The sequence below is a fragment of the Aristophania sp. ESL1100 genome (genome assembly GCF_058511235.1).
Map to the genome: position 1 here is coordinate 1 of NZ_CP196396.1, position 19695 is coordinate 19695.

A 19695-nucleotide genomic window follows, 5' to 3' on the forward strand; every position below is an offset into this window, starting at 1 on the left:
AATAATCATGTCCCGAGATCGATATCCCTGATCGCCTCACGAGTAGGAAGAGGAAGGTCTACCCCTTCCAACCTGGCAAATCGCCTATGAATAAGCTGTCCCATATCCGTTTCCGGAGAGGGCTCGGAAGAAAGGGCAGAGCGTAAAATTGTGCGCACTTCTTCCTCCATAGAACGCCCATGTTGCGCTGCCCGTATGCGGAGCTTTTGTTTGAGATGAGCATCGATATTACGAATGGTCATGACGGCCATAAGACCCCTCCTGAATTCAATGACAGCATTGTAGTCATTTTTTCCCCATTTTTCAATGATGATGGCCTGCTCTCCCTTACGGAAGTTAGCGGGGATTCATGACAAGGCTTAATTGAATGATAAAATATCATCTTCAGGGAAATTTTTTCGGATTACCTAAATCTTATTTCCTGTTACGAAATAGAAACGTGAAACATAAACATTCTTTATTTCGTGGAGCTCAAGATGCCTGGTCCCGTATGGATGGCCTGTCTCATCGCTACTGCCAATTCTTATCATATTCCTGAGACAGTTCTGACAAGCATCCATCATGTGGAAGGGGGGCAGGTCGGGCTGGTCGCTCATAATAAAAACGGAACGTCTGATCTTGGCGTCATGCAGATCAATACGTCATGGATCCCTCTGATTGCCTATGCGACCGGCCTCCCTGCGTCTGATGTGAAATACAGGCTGATTCATGATGGCTGCTTTAACATCGCCATGGCAGGGGGGATTTTCGATCTCTACCGCAAGGAAGCTCATGGTGATCTATGGAAAGCCGTCGGGTTCTATCACTCACATACCCCCCCGCTTTCCCTTAATTATCAGACCCAGGTCATTTCAGCGGGGGTTCAGGATATGTTATCGTCTCTTACGAAGCCAAAGCTACCCCATTAAGCATGTCCCAATTAATTGTTTTAGAGAGATCTGCCTCGATTAAGGGGGTTCGGGCATCAAAAGCGACTTGTTTGATCTGCCTGGCTTTGCTCGTATTTTCTCTCTGAACGATCGCAATAACACGTCCATCATGATAATTCACAATGACCGCATCCAGCACGATCTCTGCATAAGGGCCAATGAGCCCGAATAGCCGGTTGATTATGTTATCACTTCCTAAAATCAACGATGGAAAGGCATCAATAATCCTGACACCAGGAACAACGTAGAGCCCCTCCGGAACCTGGGAGGCTGCCCACTGGAATATTTCCCATCCGGCATCATCCATGAGTCTCCCTTCTTCAATATCCATAATTTTCTGGTTCCCCATCCTGTTTCGTGCGCGCATCAAAATCATTGCCAGAAACATAATCAGAAGAACCATAACGATAATTGGCAATATCATTTCATGTATCCATTCTGGAGAGGACCTTCCTTTATTTCATCAGGGAAATCGATTCCTAATAGTTTCAGGCCCTCTAAAATAATCGTGCGTTTTTGTACCATCCTTTCTACGGAACGTATAGAAAGATCACGCCAGACGGATTCAGGTAACAGAACAGAAAATGAGACCCATTCTTTTTCGTCTATCGTGGGTAAGAGAGAAGGGGTCGCACGCATTTTCCGCCGCCCTTTCAAAAGCTCTTCAGCGACTGGAATCCCCCCTGCAGCCAGGCCTGATAGGATAACGTCCCTGGCTGTCATTCTGCCATGACACTCTCCATATGCGCGGATTTTCGCCAATATATCTGGTCGAATACGTAAAAACATCCGTTTCTCTTGTGCCATGATCTAAAATCCCGCATTTGACGCTATTTCTTTACTGGCCTTCTCTGTAACATTATGAACGGGGTCGCCTGAAGAGATGTCTCAAAATTTATAAATTATCGGACAGAGTAAAACAGCGTGTCATAACCGTCTTTTAAATCGTTATAATGTGATAAGAGACATAACCTGTCCGATATTCGATTTAAGGTACATTTTTATGAGATTTTTTGGTTATGCACGCGTCTCAACAAGCCAGCAATCCCTCGATATCCAGGTCCGGGCGCTCAAAGAGGCAGGAGTAAAAGCCAACCGCATCTTTACCGATAAGGCCTCTGGCACGTCAATGGACCGAAAAGGACTGGATCTATTGCGTATAAAGGTGGAGGAAGGTGACGTTATTTTAGTGAAGAAGCTTGACCGACTTGGCCGCGATACCGTCGATATGATTCAGCTGATTAAAGAATTCGATGCCCAGGGAGTAGCAGTACGCTTCATTGATGATGGCATCAGCACTGACGGTGAGATGGGAAAAATGGTGGTCACGATCCTATCGGCTGTGGCCCAGGCTGAACGTCAGAGGCTCTTGGAGCGTACAAATGAAGGCCGGTTGGAAGCAAAGTTAAAAGGTGTCCGGTTCGGACGGAAACGCAGCATTGATAGAGAGCGTGTCATAATGCTTCATCGACACGGTACCGGAGCAATGGAAATCGCCAGAAAACTCAATATTGCTCGTTCCTCGGTTTATAAAGTGATCCATGAATCCCACTAAAAACCCGGATCGAATTTTGTCGGATGAATTTTTAACAATTTTATACCTACTAACGTGCCCTTCTAACAGAAAAATGCCATAAATATATAACAGAATATTAAGTACGTTCGAAATGGAGATTTTAAATTTTTCAGAAGATGGTATTTCGATAATAAAAAATTACAGTTATTTATGATTTAAATGCCATCGATATAATTTCAGGAAGACACAATGACTCATAAAATAAAATTTTTATTGTTACTATTAAGTATTTCATGTCTGTCATTACACAAACCAGCACATGCCAAGGATGAGGACTGTAAGATTGCTGGAGAAATGATCCTGTGTCTCGCTCCTTATATTGGTATGAGTCAAGGCTCTGATAACGATCCGAAATGTGTCGCGGCTAAAGAAGCTTATTTTGCTATCAAAATTTTTGACCCAACATTCGACCCTGGTGCTACTAAAGCTGCTAGATGGGCATTTCTAGAGCATTGTGCCAACAAACTCGGTGCACAAGATGCAAAAATCGCCTGGCAGGAAAATGACAAAGTCGGTTCCTCATTTGATGCTCCCTGAGCATCACTCCTTTAATAATGTTTACACATTCAGCCCCGTCATGTTTCTGCTTCTGGCAGTATCCACCTGAAAAAAGACCTAACATAGGTCTTTGAGAGTGATGTAAATATCACTCTCAAAGTATAAAACAGGTTATAGGAAATATAGTTTCTCCTGATCTACTTCACTTTTCCCGGAGAGTTTATTTCCTGCGCGGCTGGTGGCTGTCCAGAAGCAGGCTGAACAACATCAGCGTAAAATGGTGTATTTAACGGGACAGATGAATAAAGATTGGCCACTTTTACGCGTCCTGGTGCCAGACTAAGCATGACCTGGTGCGGATGCTCTAAATGTAGTTTAGGGTCAGGCCCACCACAGGCGCTCAGCGTGACAATCGGTAATAAGATTACGAAGAATAATTTCATCGGGCCGCTCCAGCCCAGTGATAGTGATTCACGGTTCCAGCCCAGGTATAAGCAATTGCGTGATGGTCAGGATCGACAAGGATCGCCGTCTGGGACCCTCCGATTAAAATTAAGGCTCTATCCATAGCGGTAATCTGTGGTTTTAATGCAAGTGGTGATATCGGCTTATTTGCGATTTCTTTCGCCTCAGGCCCACACATGGGACAATCGGTAACAAGATGATATCCTGTCGGGCGCAGAATATAGTCTGCGGCTTCCTTCACAGTTCTATAGGTCATGGGGAACTCCAGACGCGTGACCATACTCATTGTCGTAGGGGAGGGTAGAGGCTCACGTCGTTTATGAGCACAGGCCGAAAGTTCAAGGAGGATTGCAATACATAGCACTCTTTTTGAGAGTTTTATCATGGCATGCCCCCCTTATATTCTACATTTGTCAAATGGAACTCGTCTTTTGCCCTCCACTCTGGTGCATATTGTTCATGGTTAAAAAATATCAGAATAGGAACTCTACCAGCTCTAACTGTAATGGTGGGCCTTAAGTTCATATATTCCTGCAATGTCGTCTGTCCGGTTTGCTGGATATATTGTCCTGAACTACTGGACATTTCATTAAATGTATTATTCTTCTGTGCCAGATTTGATAATACTTGCGGCAATGATTCGAGCGCAGATAATCCAACAGCAGCAGCCAACATAGGAAGTATATGATAATTCGTCTGGTCACCAACACCATTAACCCCGTATCGGTCCAGTAAGTCCTGGCCCATAATACGCATAGCCCCTCCATCCGGTCTGACAATATGCGTAGGCAGGAACATGCCGCGTTGATTAATCGCCTGATTTTCCCCCGATGTTGGACCGACTATTTTTCCAACAACGACAGAGCCCGTAGGAAATAAAATACGCTTCCTATCAATTGAATAAATAGGTTGAGTGAGCATTGCCTTGATCGGGCCAGGATTATCGGTATTGGCTGTTATTTCCAACGTAGCACGCGCTATATAGCCGATAGGAATTTTGTAGCGATCACCTATGACAGCAGGCGTAAAATCATCGCCCCCCGCCATAGCTTTTTCCTGTTCTTGCCTTAATTTCGTCTGCTGGTTCTTTTGGCTTTTGTCATTAGCATTCTCCCCGCCATTCATAGAATTATTATTAGAAGCTGAGAGATCAGATGGGGTTATTAACATCTGCCCAGTCTGATTTTTCCATTGAGCGTTTAGAGCGGCAATTCCTTCCTTTAAACGCATCCCATTCTGGAGCATTCCCGCAGGCAAAGGCTGTGAAAAACCACAAACAGGGAACATGACAGCTGCAGCCAGAATCAAATAACGCTTCATTGTTCTGTCGCCTTCCGCTGATGTGTCATATCTTCTTCTCGTTGTCTCAGCTCTTTCAGACGCTCCTGCAAAGCTGTCTCACGTGCGGCCCTTTCTCTTTGTCTTTCCTCTATCAGCTTATGGATCCTATCCAGCCGTTCCTGCCTGGAATCTCCTCCTGCGGCTGTAGAGGGAGTGCGTTCGCTTTGTGGTACATCCCATATCATGGGTTGTTTCCATGCCTGTTTGACATAGCTGATATCCTCAGTGTCATCCCCCTCGGATGACGGCATGATACCGGTGGATTGTCGCCTGTTCGGGTTTTCCGCCTCTTCTTTCAGCTTACGGGCACGCCTGCGGTCAGCATCGGCAATCTGTTGTTGATAAGCCTTCAGATCAAAGGACGACGTTGCATCTGGAAGCTTATTATCTGATTTTGCGTCGTTTGAATGCCGCTTCTGTGGCCCATGAATAACGATAACGACGACAACAACAACGAGTAATGCAAAACAGACGGCAAATACTCTTTTTATATAATTTGTTTCTTTGATCTTACTAGAAATAGCTTCAGCACGTGAACTGACATGTATTCGTGCCTGATCTTCTGGTGGTTGTACAGTCATGGATCAACCTTTCCGCTTAATCAGAACATGATTAGAGCCCAAAACAGCGTCAATTTTATCATATAGGCCACTAATTACATACACACCTGTTAAATCATCATAATCATATTGCAGTGCAACGGCTTTTCCGTTGTGCTTCCCTGTAAGAATTGGTGTTCCATAGCCTGTTTTGACAGCTCTGATATAGGTCGTGCTCCCATCGTCATAAACAGACGGAATAAGATCATGATTAGACCATTCATAATGAGTATGGATGGCCATCTGAAACTCTTTAATCCTGTCTTCTGCCTGCGACATGACTTGTTGTTTCATAGAATAAAATTGTTTCTGATAATTGGCCTCTTCTTCTGCTCTTATTCTGGCTTCGATCGATGCAATCTCCTGGAGGTGGGCATTTTTCTTTGCCTGTATTGCGTTTAATATTTTCTTCGCCTGTAAGAGTTGCTCAGGTGTCAGAGAAGACGCATCTGGAGATACGAAAGGAAATGGAACGATCAGATAACAATTTGTAGGCTCTGCGACACTCTTGACCGTATAATCAAACTGACGTCCATCTGTCATAATAACTGTGAGGCCAACCGTATCTGCCAGGTGACTTGCCTGCGTCGGTCGTATCCAGACACTGTTATCATGATGATCCTCTGTCCAGACCGATGTCGAAATATGCGCACTAGCGATAGGCAGAGGGAAAATAAGATGGGCCGCTACATTAACCGACGCGTTAAATGTACGGGTAACCCCTTGAGGTGATACTAATGGTGTACAAGCTTTTACGGCCGATAAAAGAGGAGACGTTTCCGGCAAAGGAGCTGACGCATCAAGAGGCACTTTGTCCTCAGGAGACGGAGCAGGGGCCTGCTGCGTTCCAGCCTCAGAAGACGGGTGGTTATTCATCCTCACAACACTGGTAGGTTCCACAGCTGGATCAGGGGTATTACGGACAACACTGGGTGTCTGAGCTTCAGCTACTGAAATAGAGAGAAGCAAACATGTCGTGGCTATAAGCTTTCTATTCATAAGATTAATTCCCTTGATCAAGAGCTGCAACTTCATGATAAGATAAAATTTCTATACCCGGGCCATTATCGCGTAATTGCTGCCAATCCTTTTGTAGATTTGCGAGTGGAACAAGACGCCACGTGACTTTAATAATTTTTTTCTTATCTTTTCTACTTCCGTTAAGAGTATGTTCATCAACATAGATAGTGGAATCAACAACAATACTTTGCCTGTTATGTACGTCAGGATTAACCATTGTATTATGTTCAATGGCCGTAACTTTTATAGAATATTCATTACCGCCCCCACCGGATTCAAACGTTGTCGCTTCATCAGCGGCTTTCCCGCCATCCATAAATTCCTGCCGGAGTTGGGGAGACATAAATTGCGCCGCGTAGCCGTAATCTGAGACGATCGTTGCACGAAGGCGCCTGTAACGATGTTCAACAAAATTGATCAGTGCCGTATTTATAAAAGGTTCAAAAAAACGGTTTGCGTTGCCACCATCATTCCATAAAGCAGCTTCACTACGGCCATCTGGCTGTAATTTGACCCAGGCAATTCGGACATCATTTGCCCAACGATCATCGGCCCGCTTCCATCCCGCTGCAGTAAAAATAATCCCTGCTACCAGACAAGCTGATATACCACGCCACCAATTACATTCTGCTCTGGCAGAGGCAAGTTCACGCTGTGATCTTACTTCCGTAATTAAATCCAGTTTGTTCTTAAGTGGTTCATCAATAATGCCACCATCAGGCGGTAGTTTTAAACGCTTCTTTTTCGATGAAAATTGCGCAATACGAGATGATAATTTATCAAACATGTCAGACTGAGCCTTTTAATCGTTATTCAGAGAATACTAATAAATGCTTGGCCAGCCTTGTCTGCTGAGCCTCTCACTATTCCTGCTGCATCTATATTTGTTCCTCCAGTAATCATAGAGGTAATAACACCAGAGAAAAAAAGCAGGCATAATGATACTATAGAAAAAGAAATTAATATTATAAAAGATACAGCATCAGAAGGGCCAATTGGAATTATATTATTTGCTGCTATATTAATTCCTTCTTTATTAAAGACTGATTTCAATATCATACACATAAGGACTATTGATACTTTTGACACAAAAGCAAAAATTGCGGTCCAGAATATTAGACGGAGCCAACCATTAAAAATCCAGGAAAGGCTTTTATGAAAAACAAATGCCAGCATTAAGGGGCCAACCACTATTGTTACCCCTCCAACAAGATAAGACCACATATACGTAAAAAGAGCAGATGCCATAAGAAGATATGAAAATAATATAAAGAAGCACGTTTCAAAGAAATAAGTAACTGAAATATCAGAAACTTTCTGAGGATTTATCTGGAATTTGGTCCATGATTTTATCATAAAAATACAAGGATCAACATCATCTTTAGTGCCTAATATTTTTTCCTGCACCATATTACCTAGTTGCCTACCGGCCTCTATGAGATCCCATGTCCATCCGCCATAGGTTCTAAATAAAATTTGCGCTATGATCCCGACAATAATGACACTTACTATTTCTGAATATGATGCTCCGAAGAAGCTACTCTTTCCTGTTACTTCGACAAGTTTCATAGCCATAAAAAACAGCACCATACTATAAGCCCAACTCGTATAGTCTGATGTATTTTTAATATCATATTTACTGCCTAGGAAACCATTTACTTGATCTTTTAGTCCTCCCAATGTTTTTGGCATATTATTTGTTAAAATATCTACAAATTGTTTACTGACCTCCTGCATATTATCAGCATTATCAGAAACATTACTGGCGGCATGCGCTATAGTTGAAAATAACAATAAAAATGCAAAAATAGGGACTATTAATCTTATATATTTCATCATACGATCCTCACTTAATGTAAAGCAGAAAAATTAAATAATAAATTCTAAGTTATTGTAATAATTTATTAATAAATTCTTCTGTATTTACGCCAAGTTCTCCTGAACGATAACGCTCTGTTGCGATTTTCATCCCTTCTTGCGGACCAAATTTTTGCATTAAGATATCACGTTCAAGAGCTTGTCTTGGATGCGACGTGTTAATGACATATTGCTCAGGTTCGACAAACAGCCTGACCTTTTTTGCTACCCCAAGGTCTGGTCTGAAAATGACTGCTTCTTCCATGGGTTTTAATTTACGGATCATATCAGTTACACCTGCATCAATTTGGAAGGTCTTCTGATAAAGATCCTCATCCATATTGTGGTCAGCCATAAAAATGAATTGGGTGGCAGCACTTCGTAGGACGCTCCAATCGGGGATAGAAGCATATTCCCGCGCTCCTTGGGACCACATGGTAATTCCCGCTAGATGTTTACGCCACGTTCGTGCCTTAGTGGTAATACGCTCAGCAAACCCCGGAACGGAGAGAGGCAAATGGGCTTCATCCACGTCAAGCTGCTTGGGTACCCCGCGTAATTTCGGATTTTGAAATAAAGTTGTTAAACGATAAAATAAATCAAGAAGAACAGGTTTGATAATCTGATGAGTTTCGGCATATTTATTTAAATTTATAACACCCAGTCTTTTATCGCTACTTCCAATACCATCCACCTGGACGTCAAACACGCCGGAATAAACGCCGCCTTCATCCCAACGACTGAATTTATCACGAACACCTGGAGGTAAGTGGCCAAGCATATGTCTAAATGTTCGCAAAGATGGCTCACTGATACTTAATGTGGCCTGGATGGCTTCATCCAACGCCTTCTGATCAGAGGGGTTTAATGTCTTCAGCTCATCATGATCATTCACAGCAAGTAATAAACGGCTAAGCTCAATAATATGACTTATGAAAGCCATATCCCCAGGACCTTGCCATGAAACGAAAGGATCTATTCCGCGTGACGTCCCCTCACCATCGTCTCCGAGGCGGATAATACCAGCCTCATCTCCAAAAGCGTGAGCGACAGGCTCAGAGCCTGGATCGATATCCAGAGAGCGGACAAATCCACCATATTTCAAGAAATGAGAGGTAATTGTATTTTTAAAGAATGTCTTACCACTTCCTGAAGGCCCAACTCCATAGGTAAATGCCTTACCGCTGGCATATGAGCTATAATAGTATGGATTTCCATCTTCCTGCTCAAATATATATTGAGCTTCTTCATTACCCAAATCAATTACGACAGGCGTACCAATAGAAGGAGCTGCATATAACGAAATTGAACCAAAACGGGCCTCTGTCCCTATACTGGCTCTATCAGATAGGCGATACCCACCATATTGAAGACTTTGAAAAGCATTAGGAAGTCCCATCTTTTCCCACACAACACCCGCCTGCGCAGCTTCAAGTGCGGTTGTCATCTGATTAACATCTTCAAGAACTGTATCAGGATTGGATCCATAAATTACGATCTGACCGGAAATTGTCCCGAAGCGCTCATCAAGTGTTGCAGCTTTTTCAAGCTGTTGCTGTTTGAGTTTTATTTCGTACTTATCATTCGCTTTATGAGCCGTTTCATCTGTGGGAGCCCCTTTCAACATCGCTCTCAGATCTATCTTTTGCCGATCAAGTGAGTTACGGGCATTTTGGAAAAGCAGATGTTTTTTAAAGGATGTCAGTGGGCTGAAATTAAGATTAACAATATAATTCCCCTTTTGGGCCAAGGGAGAATATCCCTTATTTTTCAACCACATACCGATAGGATTTTCTGGTGTTTTAACCAATCCCATACTTACAAAATAATGCGGGACAGGACCGCTAAGTTGAAGCATATCAACGCCATTATATGAGACAGGCGTTACGTCTCCATCCATGACAAGGGCATCCAGATCATCATGGGGAACCTGAAGAAAGTCATTAAATCTCAGATAACGCGAATTCATATTTCCGAGGAATTTGGCAAAAGTCCACAACTCATTAACGCTTAGGACCCGTCCTCCCCCCATAGCCATGGACCATTTTTTTGTTACATCAGTAACAACCCGTTCCAAGATACCGAGACGCTTTTCGATGTCATTTTCACGTATGAGCAATTGTCCCAGAAACGTAAAACGTTCTTTGATTCTGGCTCTTATGTCTCCATCAAATAAAGCAAAGGGGCATTCTCGCAAAAGCATGCCGAGTAGGCCCCCTTTGTCTAAACTTGGATCTTCCAGAACAAAAACATGGATGAGCCGTGATTGTGCAACGCCACGAGCATTCAAGGCCTCTTTTCTTGCCATGGAAAGCATATCATTAACAGGAGATTCAGGACGCCTCCTGAGGTTGACCCCTGCATTACGGGAATGCACATAGTACTGTTGAATTGTTATGTCCGTTGGGATAGCCGAATAGACAGAAGCCGCGATAATAGACAATCTCCTGTAATCATCAGGGAGCAAACTATCTGGATCAATCCCAGGCAGTTCCACGCCCATGATGAGGGCTCCCTTTGCATCCAAAATAGCATCTTTTACAGGACATATAAGCGGACAGATTTCCCCTGCAGCCAGTGTTCCGACCCCCATAATTCCCTCGTTTAATTATAAGTAAAGTAAGAAACAACCGCAGTGAGGTTGCAGATAATAATGGCTGCTATAATCGCCCGGACGGCATATCCGACAGCCCCAGATTTTGGTGCAAAAGCCCAAAGAATAGAGGCGACAACAAACCCACCTAATACGGCCAACTCCCCTACAGTCGTTGACATAAAGCTACCGACTTCCTGTAATGATTTAGCTATTTTAGCTAAGACACCGGTAGTACTGCCTTGTTCTACGGTATATCCCGGTTTTGCTAAGGCGTTACTGACAAAAACAATCATCGAGCATGTTATTGCAAAGAGACTACCCGCACATTTTGCGAATGCTGATTTCTTTTTCATAGACGTCATAATCTTCCTCTCCTTATTGTACTCTCAATTTTCGTTCTGGTTTCATTCCGCCTTTCGCGTTTTGAAAACGCGAAAATAAGCGACGTTTAATGACAAAAAGAGCGTTTGGATCATCTTTGTAAATTTCGTATAATATAAATAAAATGACCCCTCCGAATATCACACCGATAATGACTTTAACGACACTTGCTAATCCAACACTCAGTGCTGTGGTCATGACGACGGCACTCATAGGAATACCAATGACACGCTTCGATGTATGAAGAAGCTGAATATCTTTGGCACGATCTTCAAATGTAATCGGCTTTTCTATGTCAGTAGCCATCATCTTTTCTCTTGCAAAATTTAATGTACAAACCGAAATCACGCCTTTTAGCATGTAATTTTTTAAATTCCATCCCTAAAGATTCGTTTTTTAATAAATCATTAATAGTGATTATTTAATATTTATTTGAATTTAGTTTGATGTTTTATTTTAAAATAAATAATTGGCATTTTTATGGCATGTATCAAATATTTTTACATTTTACGATCTTGCTTCATTAATACAAAGGCATAATGTTATATAACATGTTGAATTATATAATTTTTACAAAAAATCTCTTTTAAGAGAGGACGACAAAAAGCACGTTTTAGTTAAAAGTTACGATTTTATAACATTCAGAAAGATTACATATATTTGAACTATGATACTCTCTCTTATATGTATCTATAAGCATAAGAGTAAATACGCTAAAAACGTTAACGTTAAAAAGCTTTTACGTCTTTTACGCAAAACCTCTATAAAGCATGCGTATCATATTTAACGATCAATCCAGGATTTCTCTTAATAATCTGTGGAGATATTATAGCTATTTCTTATTAAAAATGCTCTGGTCGTTGTCTTCTTATGTGATAAGATGCGCACCTTGCGTCAGAAACAAACTGAAGGTTCTAAAACTTCAGAGACTCATTACAGGGTCTCTATTTTTTCTTTCAGGGAATTACTGGCTCTATGTTGCATAGATAGCATGATACCACTTTGTGGTTAATCGCTTTGCTTCAGGATACGCTCCCGTTGGGTAAGCCAATCCATCCTGTACGAGCATAATGCTCTTCAGGTTTCAGGAGGAAGACATTTTTGTCTTCCTCCTACAGTCTTTATCAAGATTTTTATGCAAAGAACTGAGTTAACATTAATGCAGGTCATCAATAAAACGTTCATATTGTTTTATAGCTTCGTCATCATATGTATAACCTGATTGAATTCTATGGCTCATAAGCTGTCTCTCTTTTCTATCAGGGCCAATCCATACAATTTCTTTTATTCGTCGTTGCACGCGGCGTGTACCATCATCCAGCTTTTCTACATCTCTTGATAAATAGATAGAGAGGTCAAGGTTGCTTCGGATATAATGGTCAATTGCATCACGATCGATGTTAGAGGCCTGTCTGGCATATAACGTAATCAAGCGGTCTATCGTATCTCTGGCAGAAGATGCATGTAATGAAGCCAGGCATCCACCATGTCCGGTCGACATGGCATCCATAAATGCTGCACATGCTAAAGGTTTTCTGATTTCACCTACCGTTAATCGATCAATACGCTTTCTTAGAATTTCTTCGATTAAAACCGGTAAAGTGACTTCTTGGAAAGCTGTATTTCTGCCGCCGACAATACCCCGTCCACGTGGAGCTTCCAGTTCTACTTTCCGTTTATGATTAGGGGCAATATTTTCTTGTGTATCTTCGACTATTCCGAGACGCTCTTCCTGATCAATTAAAAAGATCAACGCTCTTAAAAAAGAGGTCTTCCCGGAACCTGTTCCTCCAGCAAGAATGATATTTAATTTATTGGTTAAACCCATCATAATGATATCAAGGGCACGCTGTGTTAATGCTCCCTGCTTTAACAGATCATCAACTGTTCTGTGAACTGATGGGAAAGGACGAATAGACATACATGCCCCATTAACAGAGACAGGCTTTAACGTGGCATTTATGCGCGCATTTCCTGGAAGACGAGCATCTAGTAAAGGATTTTCACTATTAACAATAAGCCCCAGGGAATTTGCAATCTGTTTTATGTATTGTACCAAAGCATCTTCGGTTTCCCAACCTGCATTTGTATCTTCTAAAAGGCCATTTCTTTCTACATATACATAATCAAAACTATCAACGCATATTTCTGTTATTGTTTTGTCTTCAAGCAATTCTGATATACATTTTCCATAATGGGACATTAGATCATTAGTAGCTGATGTATATTTAACCATTAAAATAAATCAACCTCTCATTACATGTTAAATTTAATCAAAATCGAAGATGCTACGTCCAGATTATAGAATATTGATATCATCCATGGATAATGAAAATATGGATAGGTGACCGGTTCATTAATTCAACCTCTCTATCACTATAGAGCCTATGTGACTGATTTACATTTATCATAATGATAAGTTTACACCAGGAATAAAATAGCAATGCATATAAGTCTCTTTCTACGTAAAGATATAATTTTTGCTTTTCAGGACATAGTGGATCCCTATCTGTTCTGGTGTATGGGATTATCGGTAATGGGGCTCGGAATGGTTGGTCTGACTCCTCTTCATCCCAATAACGAGCTTTCTTCACACGGCATGCTCATGCTTGTTTTACGGAGAATTTTCCTCGGAAGTATGCTGATTGAAGCGATAGCATTTATTGCTTATGGCGCCACGGTCGGCATCGCTTTTGGCGACAAGGTTCTCCACAACCTATTGAAATCACTAGTTTTGTTCTGGGTTCTTGTGCTCCCTTTATCACTGCTCATCGGGATCGCCTGCAGATTATCATATCAAAGGTGGGTCGTTCCCCGCATTTCAAAGGTCGTTCGTAAAATGCGCGTAACACAGACCGAAGATATTGTGTCTGATATGAAAACAGAAATTTCCAAATATAAGGCAATAGAATACGAACCCTCTGACTATCATAAAGCCGGTATGATGTTTATGGGGCTGGATGATCTTACGAAAAAACCCATCTATGTCGATGATGAAACATGGGATGAAACGCATAAAATGGTCGTTGGGACCACCCGGTTCGGGAAGGGCATTACCTTTCAGCTCTGGGCAGCACAGGCTATTAAAAGGGGGAAGGTTTTCTTCCATATTGACCCCAAGACCGATAAATTCATGCCTCATGTTTTAAAGCAGGAAGCGGAACGATACGGGAAAACATATTTATCGGTCGATATTGTTTCAGATCTGCATTCAGGCACTTATGCGCCGTTCGTACATGGTTCTTCTGAGGACAGACGTGACAGATTTAACGACATTATGGGGCTTAAAGAGCAGGGCAATAATGCTGATTTTTATAAGGCTGTGGCCCGTAGATATCTTGTGAATATCTTTCACGAGGCTGATAAGCAGGGGAAAAAAACAACAATCCCCTATCTGTTAGCCAGAGTGGTGAAAATCAAAAACACGGATACAGGCAAGAGAGATGAGGATAGCGCCAGAAGAAAAGCGTTAGAATCAGTAGAGTCCCGCCTGACGGAAATGTCAGCTTACCCTAAAATATGTGGAAATGGCGGCTTCAATATTGAGCGAACACTCCTAAATCCTGAAGGTGCGGTTGTATATTTCCGTGGCCATCTGGAAAACCCGGTTCTGTTAAATGCGACAAGAGCCTTCATTATTGAAATGCGTCAGCACATTAAACGCTTGAACGGACTTCGTACGCGTGACGTAGAAATCCAGATTGATGAACTGAAATTCCTGTTATGCCGTCCGATCCTGGGCGCTCTTGCGACTATAACGGGAGAGGGTGCCACATTGGCGCTGGCCTTCCAATCTTTTGGGGATATGGAAAACCCTGATGATGAGAGCTTGAATGGCAAAGCTGCCTTACAATCGATCCTGACCAACTGCCAGATCAAGGAAGTGTTCGGTGGATCTGACGCCGATACTGCTGAATGGATTGCCAGAACCACAGGAAACACATCCAAGAAATCCATCAGTATGGAACAGACCGATATTAACGCGATGGGAGGAGAAACCTGGTCCAACAAAAGAACGTTCGGCGAGGTCCAGGAATATGTCATTCCGGAAAATGTGGTTAAAGCTCTGCCTCCAAAAGTTGGTATCCTTATCCGGCCTTCGTCATTGGCCCGCGTTATCGCTGTAGCTCCTGTAAAGATATAAGCTTTTACGCATAAGACGGTAAAACGTAATCGTCATTACAACATAAATTTATAACGTTTTTTTTATAATTGACGTTATGAAATTTTGCTTATAGATACATGAAGGTTCATGGGATTGAAGGAGATATCATGTCGATCGTTACAGTTGCTTCGAGCAAGGGCGGGCCTGGTAAAACTACAGTTGCCATGATTCTAGCCTTAATGTTGACTGAACGTAAAATTCCTTTTGCATTAATCGATGCCGATCCGACTATGGCTCTATCAGATTGGGCAAGAGATAAGTGTGACCCGGAATTACCCTGCATTATCGCTCCTGAAGAAGAAGCGATGGTCAATCATGCCTTTGAGCAGGATGCTCGTGGGATTGTTGTATTAATCGACACAGCCGGGTTTGATAATCCTACAACCAGGGGTGCGATTACCATCGCCTCTCATGTCCTGGTTCCTGTCGGTGTCGGAGCATCCGATATCATGCAGGCAGAAGCAACAGCGAGAAATATAGCCTTATTCGGAAGGCAACAGCGTCGAGCTATAGATGCAAAGGCTTTGCTGAATAAGCAAACTCGTACACGAGCGTCTCAATTTGTTTTTGATGAAGCCCATAAGCTGACAATTCCCCCTCTGAAAACAACATTTGGCCAGCGTATTGCCTATCCTGAAATTTCTTTGACAGGAATGTTGCCAGGGCCCGGAGCCGCAAAAGATGAAATCAATGCCCTTTATGAGGAGCTGGCCAGCCTTGGATGGTTTGAAATAGGAAAGGAGGCGTAAGTAATGGCAAAGCCCGTTTTTAAACCCAACAAGGAACGTCCTTCCAAAGAAATGGCTCTGGCTATCGCTCGGGGAGAACCTTTACCTGAAGAAAGACCGACCTCAGAATATGACAGCAAGCTGGGTCAATATTTGTCCCATTCTCCAGATAAAGAGCCTGTCAAAACAGGGAAAAATGTATCGTTGAATATGCAGATCTCTCAGGAAACCTGGAAAGCAATCTCTTTCGAAGCTATTGGTAAGGGGATAAGCCGCAAGCATTTGATCATGAGCTTATTGCAAGAGGCGGGGATAAAAATCGATGCGTCTGATCTGAAAGGAAGAAAGTAACTCTTCCGAACCGGGGATATTAAGAAAAAAATTTCCGTTAATAATGAAATCGACACTGGATAATTTCGATCCGTTGATCATTTTCTGAGTGACCCTGAACGCGATAAACCAGTCGATGCTCCCCTGTAATTCGTCGAGACCACCATCCTGAGAGTTTTCCTTTCAGAGCTTCCGGTTTCCCTAACCCTTGAAATGGGTGACGTCGGATATCTTCAATGAGATTATTAATTTTTTTCAGTATAGTTCGGTCAGACTGAAACCAATGCTGATAATCTTCCCAGCCATTTTCGTGAAAAAAGATCTTCACACTGATGGTTTGTCCTGCGTGTCCAGAAGGGAGCGCTCAGTGAGAGCTCCCTGTTCGACCTCATGAATGCTCTGCAATAATCTCTCAGCGTTACGTGGGCTACTCAGGAGATTTACTGTTTCCTGCCAGGCAGAAAATTCTTCTTCCGATATTAAGACGACACTGCCTTTTCCGGTCTTACGGGTCACAACAATAGGCGCACAGCTATTGATGGCTTCGTCCAGGTAATACGTTAAATTCTGGCGTAATTCACTATAGGAAACATGAGTCATAATCACCCCTTCTTTGCTTATTGTAACGTACAATTTTTTGTACGTCTCTCATTTTATTCATCAATGAGACGACCGATATGGGGAATGGTTTTAAACAGATTTTGTCACAGATTAAAAGTTATCCACAGGCTTCTGTGTGTTTAAATATGTGTTAAATAGTGTTACGGTTTTATCCACAGCAAATAATCATTTGATAAATAATAATTTTATAGGGAATTTTTACCCCCTTGTGAATCCACTATGACGATAAAACGTAATCACTATGACGATAAAGTGAATCCGGTATGACGATAGCAAATAGGCGTAAATGAAATGACGATAACACACTTGCGTATCTGAAATGACGGTAGTAGCTATTCCAACTGAAATGACGATAAAATTTGCTCCCTCCTTCCTTGATCCTGACTTTTCTTTCTCCGCAGAGGACGACCGTACACCTCTCTTGCCTGTGCGCCATCCCAACCAGGATCTATTCATCTGTGACATACTGGACGCCATTCCCAAGGATGATATGGCTTCCATGGAGCATCCTGTTTTCTCTCTCTCGACGAAACCGGATAATCGGATGCGTCGTTATGAACATAACGGCAATATTCTGGAGATCATCCCCTCGGGGAAAGGGCTGGCAACAATTCATGACAAGGATATCCTGATCTATTGTATTTCTCAGCTTGTTGCGAAAATGAATCAGGGGGAACAGCCAAGCCGGACCCTCCGCCTTCAGGCTTATGAGATGCTCATCGCCACCAACCGCCAGACCAGTGGTGCCGGCTATAAATTGCTGAGCGACGCATTAACACGTCTACGTGGGACAACGGTGCGCACCAATATTAAAACAGGCGGGATTGAAGAAACCCGGATTTTCGGGCTGATCGAAGAAGCTAAAATCACACGAAAGACCTTTAATGGTCGGATGCTCGATCTTGAAATTACGCTGTCAGATTGGGTCTATCGTTCGGTTATCAGCAGGAATGTCCTGACACTTCACCGAGATTATTTTCGATTACGGAAACCATTTGAGCGCCGTATGTACGAATTGGCACGCAAACATTGTGGTACAAAAAGTGAATGGAAAATCGGGCTGGAGTTGCTTCAGAAAAAAAGCGGTTCGAATAGCCCACTTCGTGTCTTCCGGTCTCTGGTCAAGAAAGTCTGTTTGCATGATGCCACCCATGCGCATTTTCCTGACTATGCGATCACAATGACTGATGATGTCATTGTGTTTCGTAACCGCTTATCCCCTCTTAAAACAAAAGCTGAGCCTCCCTCAGGCGATGATACCCCCTATATTGATCCTGAAGCCATGAATGAGGCTAAATCAGTAGCACCTGGATATGACGTCTATGCTCTTTATGATGAATGGGTTTCATGGTGGCACGATATGGGGAAACCTGAACTTAAAAACCCTCCCAGGGCTTTTATCGGCTTCTGCAAAAAACGGCATGAACGTAATCCCATGCGCTAATTCTTTTTGTCGATAGTTTTTATACACTTCAGAGCCATGATGTTGAGCACAGAGTGACTTTGAATGACGTTCTAGAGGGGGGATAGCCTAGGAGACATACCCCAGCTCAGAAAGGAAAATACCAGGGTTATAACAGGAGAGACTGTTCATTGCTCTCTGAAGCTATAGAGAGCAATGAACAGCCACACCTCTTCGTAAAGGAGACCTTCCGCTTTCCTTTTAAAAAGTCTGTCCAGTGGATTTTGAGTAGGATTATTGGGACTATTGGTTAATTTTTGAGCTCATTAGCTGCAGTACCATGGGCATTTTTCACCGGTTGAACAGCTTGTCTCACTAATTCTGTAACACATGTCCCAATATTATCGTCTGCTGACACTGCATCTATCCGGTGAAGACTCACGGCCGCACAATGAAGAATCATTTTTTCAAAACTAAGGCTCTTTAAAAAATTTTTGTAGCTACATTGTGGCTACAATGTTCCATGTTTTTCGAACAATTTTCTTATAGAATTTCGTTCTATTTCTTACAAAATTCCATAAGGTGTATTTTTTAATTATGTGACAAAATACACGTATAGATTGTATTTTTAGACAAGGGTTATACCTGAATAAAAATCGCATTTTTCCAGAGGCATTATACCAAAATGCCAAAGCATCTCGAAAAATCAGGAAAGGACGATATAACGCTGTCTTTTTAACAGCTATGTAGTCGTCATATGTTTCTACCCTGGCCCTTATTCACTCCCAGGGATTTATAAGGGTGAGCTCACAATTAAGAAAATCACCTATATTCCGTGTTGCGAGGGACGCCTGATGGGAACGTGTAATCGCAGCGATCTGTGCGTCAAACTGGCTGATAGGCTCGCCTTCTTTTCGGCGCCGGGACGCGATCTTTGCGTAAAAACCTGCCGCATCTCCATCGAAAGGAAGGATACGCCCATAAAAATCTTCTTCAAACATAGCCGTGGCCGCTGCCATCAACAAAGTGCGACGCCTTCCTTCCGGCAACAGGGCAAGTCCATAAAAGATTTCGGCCTGAGTGATCGTCGTCACAAAGAGCGTCATTTCTGACTGACGGGACATCCAGGCCATTACGGCTTTATCGGGATTGGGACGCATTAATTCAGAGAGAATATTGGTATCAAG

The 19695-nt window shown here is 42.5% G+C and carries 24 protein-coding genes; 7 read left to right on the forward strand and 17 right to left on the reverse strand.

What is annotated here, in order from left to right:
* Positions 1 to 5 precede the first annotated feature (5 nt).
* Positions 6 to 251, reverse strand: a complete 246-nt coding sequence (locus ACSYSY_RS09565; protein WP_491708275.1) for a FitA-like ribbon-helix-helix domain-containing protein — start codon at positions 249 to 251, stop codon at positions 6 to 8.
* A 225-nt stretch (positions 252 to 476) separates the two neighbouring features.
* Here ACSYSY_RS09565 and ACSYSY_RS09570 point away from each other — a divergent pair, with 225 nt between their 5' ends.
* Positions 477 to 908, forward strand: coding sequence for a lytic transglycosylase domain-containing protein (locus ACSYSY_RS09570; RefSeq protein ID WP_491708276.1), 432 nt, complete (start codon positions 477 to 479; stop codon positions 906 to 908).
* Here the strand turns inward: ACSYSY_RS09570 and ACSYSY_RS09575 are convergent.
* Both ACSYSY_RS09575 and ACSYSY_RS09580 read right to left on the reverse strand, forming a co-directional pair.
* A complete protein-coding gene (locus ACSYSY_RS09575; RefSeq protein WP_491708277.1) occupies positions 883 to 1353 on the reverse strand; it encodes a hypothetical protein in 471 nt (156 codons plus the stop codon). The two genes, ACSYSY_RS09570 and ACSYSY_RS09575, sit on opposite strands and share 26 nt — an antisense overlap.
* A complete protein-coding gene (locus ACSYSY_RS09580) occupies positions 1350 to 1736 on the reverse strand; it encodes a hypothetical protein (RefSeq protein WP_491708278.1) in 387 nt (128 codons plus the stop codon). The genes ACSYSY_RS09575 and ACSYSY_RS09580 overlap by 4 nt, the downstream gene beginning before the upstream one ends.
* Positions 1737 to 1932: 196 nt before the next feature.
* Between ACSYSY_RS09580 and ACSYSY_RS09585 the strand changes: the two genes are divergently transcribed.
* Both ACSYSY_RS09585 and ACSYSY_RS09590 read left to right on the forward strand, forming a co-directional pair.
* The gene (locus ACSYSY_RS09585) at positions 1933 to 2484 is read left to right on the forward strand and encodes a recombinase family protein (RefSeq protein WP_491708279.1); all 552 of its coding nucleotides are present in this window, start codon (positions 1933 to 1935) and stop codon (positions 2482 to 2484) included.
* A gap of 210 nt (positions 2485 to 2694) precedes the next feature.
* Entirely contained in the window at positions 2695 to 3042 is a 348-nt protein-coding gene (locus ACSYSY_RS09590; RefSeq protein WP_491708280.1) for a hypothetical protein, read from the forward strand.
* Positions 3043 to 3200: 158 nt separating this feature from the next.
* Here the strand turns inward: ACSYSY_RS09590 and ACSYSY_RS09595 are convergent, their stop codons facing one another.
* From ACSYSY_RS09595 to ACSYSY_RS09645, 11 genes are all read right to left on the reverse strand, one after another.
* Positions 3201 to 3446 (reverse strand): hypothetical protein, encoded by a 246-nt coding sequence (locus tag ACSYSY_RS09595; protein ID WP_491708281.1) that lies wholly within the window; start codon positions 3444 to 3446, stop codon positions 3201 to 3203.
* Positions 3443 to 3853 (reverse strand): hypothetical protein, encoded by a 411-nt coding sequence (locus tag ACSYSY_RS09600; protein WP_491708282.1) that lies wholly within the window; start codon positions 3851 to 3853, stop codon positions 3443 to 3445. The genes ACSYSY_RS09595 and ACSYSY_RS09600 overlap by 4 nt, the downstream gene beginning before the upstream one ends.
* Complete coding sequence (locus tag ACSYSY_RS09605; protein ID WP_491708283.1) at positions 3850 to 4788, reverse strand: TraB/TrbI/VirB10 family type IV secretion system protein; 939 nt, start codon at positions 4786 to 4788, stop codon at positions 3850 to 3852. The genes ACSYSY_RS09600 and ACSYSY_RS09605 overlap by 4 nt, the downstream gene beginning before the upstream one ends.
* A complete protein-coding gene (locus ACSYSY_RS09610) occupies positions 4785 to 5390 on the reverse strand; it encodes a hypothetical protein (protein WP_491708284.1) in 606 nt (201 codons plus the stop codon). The genes ACSYSY_RS09605 and ACSYSY_RS09610 overlap by 4 nt, the downstream gene beginning before the upstream one ends.
* 3 nt (positions 5391 to 5393) lie before the next feature.
* Positions 5394 to 6407: a TrbG/VirB9 family P-type conjugative transfer protein gene (locus tag ACSYSY_RS09615; RefSeq protein WP_491708285.1), complete on the reverse strand. Its 1014-nt coding sequence runs from the start codon at positions 6405 to 6407 to the stop codon at positions 5394 to 5396.
* 4 nt (positions 6408 to 6411) lie between these two features.
* A complete protein-coding gene (locus ACSYSY_RS09620) occupies positions 6412 to 7215 on the reverse strand; it encodes a hypothetical protein (protein ID WP_491708286.1) in 804 nt (267 codons plus the stop codon).
* 26 nt (positions 7216 to 7241) lie between these two features.
* On the reverse strand, positions 7242 to 8267 hold the full coding sequence (locus ACSYSY_RS09625; RefSeq protein WP_491708287.1) for a hypothetical protein: 1026 nt from the start codon (positions 8265 to 8267) through the stop codon (positions 7242 to 7244).
* 49 nt (positions 8268 to 8316) lie between these two features.
* Positions 8317 to 10878, reverse strand: a complete 2562-nt coding sequence (locus ACSYSY_RS09630) for a VirB4 family type IV secretion system protein (protein ID WP_491708288.1) — start codon at positions 10876 to 10878, stop codon at positions 8317 to 8319.
* Positions 10879 to 10889: 11 nt separating this feature from the next.
* Positions 10890 to 11234, reverse strand: coding sequence for a hypothetical protein (locus tag ACSYSY_RS09635; RefSeq protein WP_491708289.1), 345 nt, complete (start codon positions 11232 to 11234; stop codon positions 10890 to 10892).
* A gap of 22 nt (positions 11235 to 11256) precedes the next feature.
* Positions 11257 to 11571, reverse strand: coding sequence for a VirB3 family type IV secretion system protein (locus tag ACSYSY_RS09640; RefSeq protein ID WP_491708290.1), 315 nt, complete (start codon positions 11569 to 11571; stop codon positions 11257 to 11259).
* A gap of 847 nt (positions 11572 to 12418) precedes the next feature.
* Entirely contained in the window at positions 12419 to 13498 is a 1080-nt protein-coding gene (locus ACSYSY_RS09645) for a TadA family conjugal transfer-associated ATPase (RefSeq protein ID WP_491708291.1), read from the reverse strand.
* A 312-nt stretch (positions 13499 to 13810) separates the two neighbouring features.
* On the opposite strand from ACSYSY_RS09645, the gene ACSYSY_RS09650 reads away from it, so the two are divergent.
* From ACSYSY_RS09650 to ACSYSY_RS09660, 3 genes are all read left to right on the forward strand, one after another.
* Positions 13811 to 15406: a TraM recognition domain-containing protein gene (locus ACSYSY_RS09650; protein ID WP_491708292.1), complete on the forward strand. Its 1596-nt coding sequence runs from the start codon at positions 13811 to 13813 to the stop codon at positions 15404 to 15406.
* Positions 15407 to 15534: 128 nt separating this feature from the next.
* Positions 15535 to 16176 (forward strand): nucleotide-binding protein, encoded by a 642-nt coding sequence (locus ACSYSY_RS09655; RefSeq protein ID WP_491708293.1) that lies wholly within the window; start codon positions 15535 to 15537, stop codon positions 16174 to 16176.
* Between the two features lie 3 nt (positions 16177 to 16179).
* Complete coding sequence (locus ACSYSY_RS09660) at positions 16180 to 16506, forward strand: hypothetical protein (RefSeq protein WP_491708294.1); 327 nt, start codon at positions 16180 to 16182, stop codon at positions 16504 to 16506.
* A 37-nt stretch (positions 16507 to 16543) separates the two neighbouring features.
* Here the strand turns inward: ACSYSY_RS09660 and ACSYSY_RS09665 are convergent, their stop codons facing one another.
* Together ACSYSY_RS09665 and ACSYSY_RS09670 are read right to left on the reverse strand one after the other, a co-directional pair.
* Positions 16544 to 16813 carry a Txe/YoeB family addiction module toxin gene (locus ACSYSY_RS09665; protein WP_491708295.1) on the reverse strand — a complete coding sequence of 90 codons (270 nt, stop codon included), beginning with the start codon at positions 16811 to 16813 and terminating at the stop codon, positions 16544 to 16546.
* Positions 16810 to 17085: a type II toxin-antitoxin system Phd/YefM family antitoxin gene (locus ACSYSY_RS09670; protein ID WP_491708296.1), complete on the reverse strand. Its 276-nt coding sequence runs from the start codon at positions 17083 to 17085 to the stop codon at positions 16810 to 16812. The genes ACSYSY_RS09665 and ACSYSY_RS09670 overlap by 4 nt, the downstream gene beginning before the upstream one ends.
* 367 nt (positions 17086 to 17452) lie before the next feature.
* Here ACSYSY_RS09670 and ACSYSY_RS09675 point away from each other — a divergent pair, with 367 nt between their 5' ends.
* The gene (locus tag ACSYSY_RS09675) at positions 17453 to 18550 is read left to right on the forward strand and encodes a replication initiator protein A (protein ID WP_491708297.1); all 1098 of its coding nucleotides are present in this window, start codon (positions 17453 to 17455) and stop codon (positions 18548 to 18550) included.
* A 737-nt stretch (positions 18551 to 19287) separates the two neighbouring features.
* Here ACSYSY_RS09675 and ACSYSY_RS09680 read toward each other — a convergent pair.
* Positions 19288 to 19695 (reverse strand): type II toxin-antitoxin system VapC family toxin (locus ACSYSY_RS09680; RefSeq protein WP_491708298.1); only part of this gene is annotated, 408 nt, incomplete at its 5' end.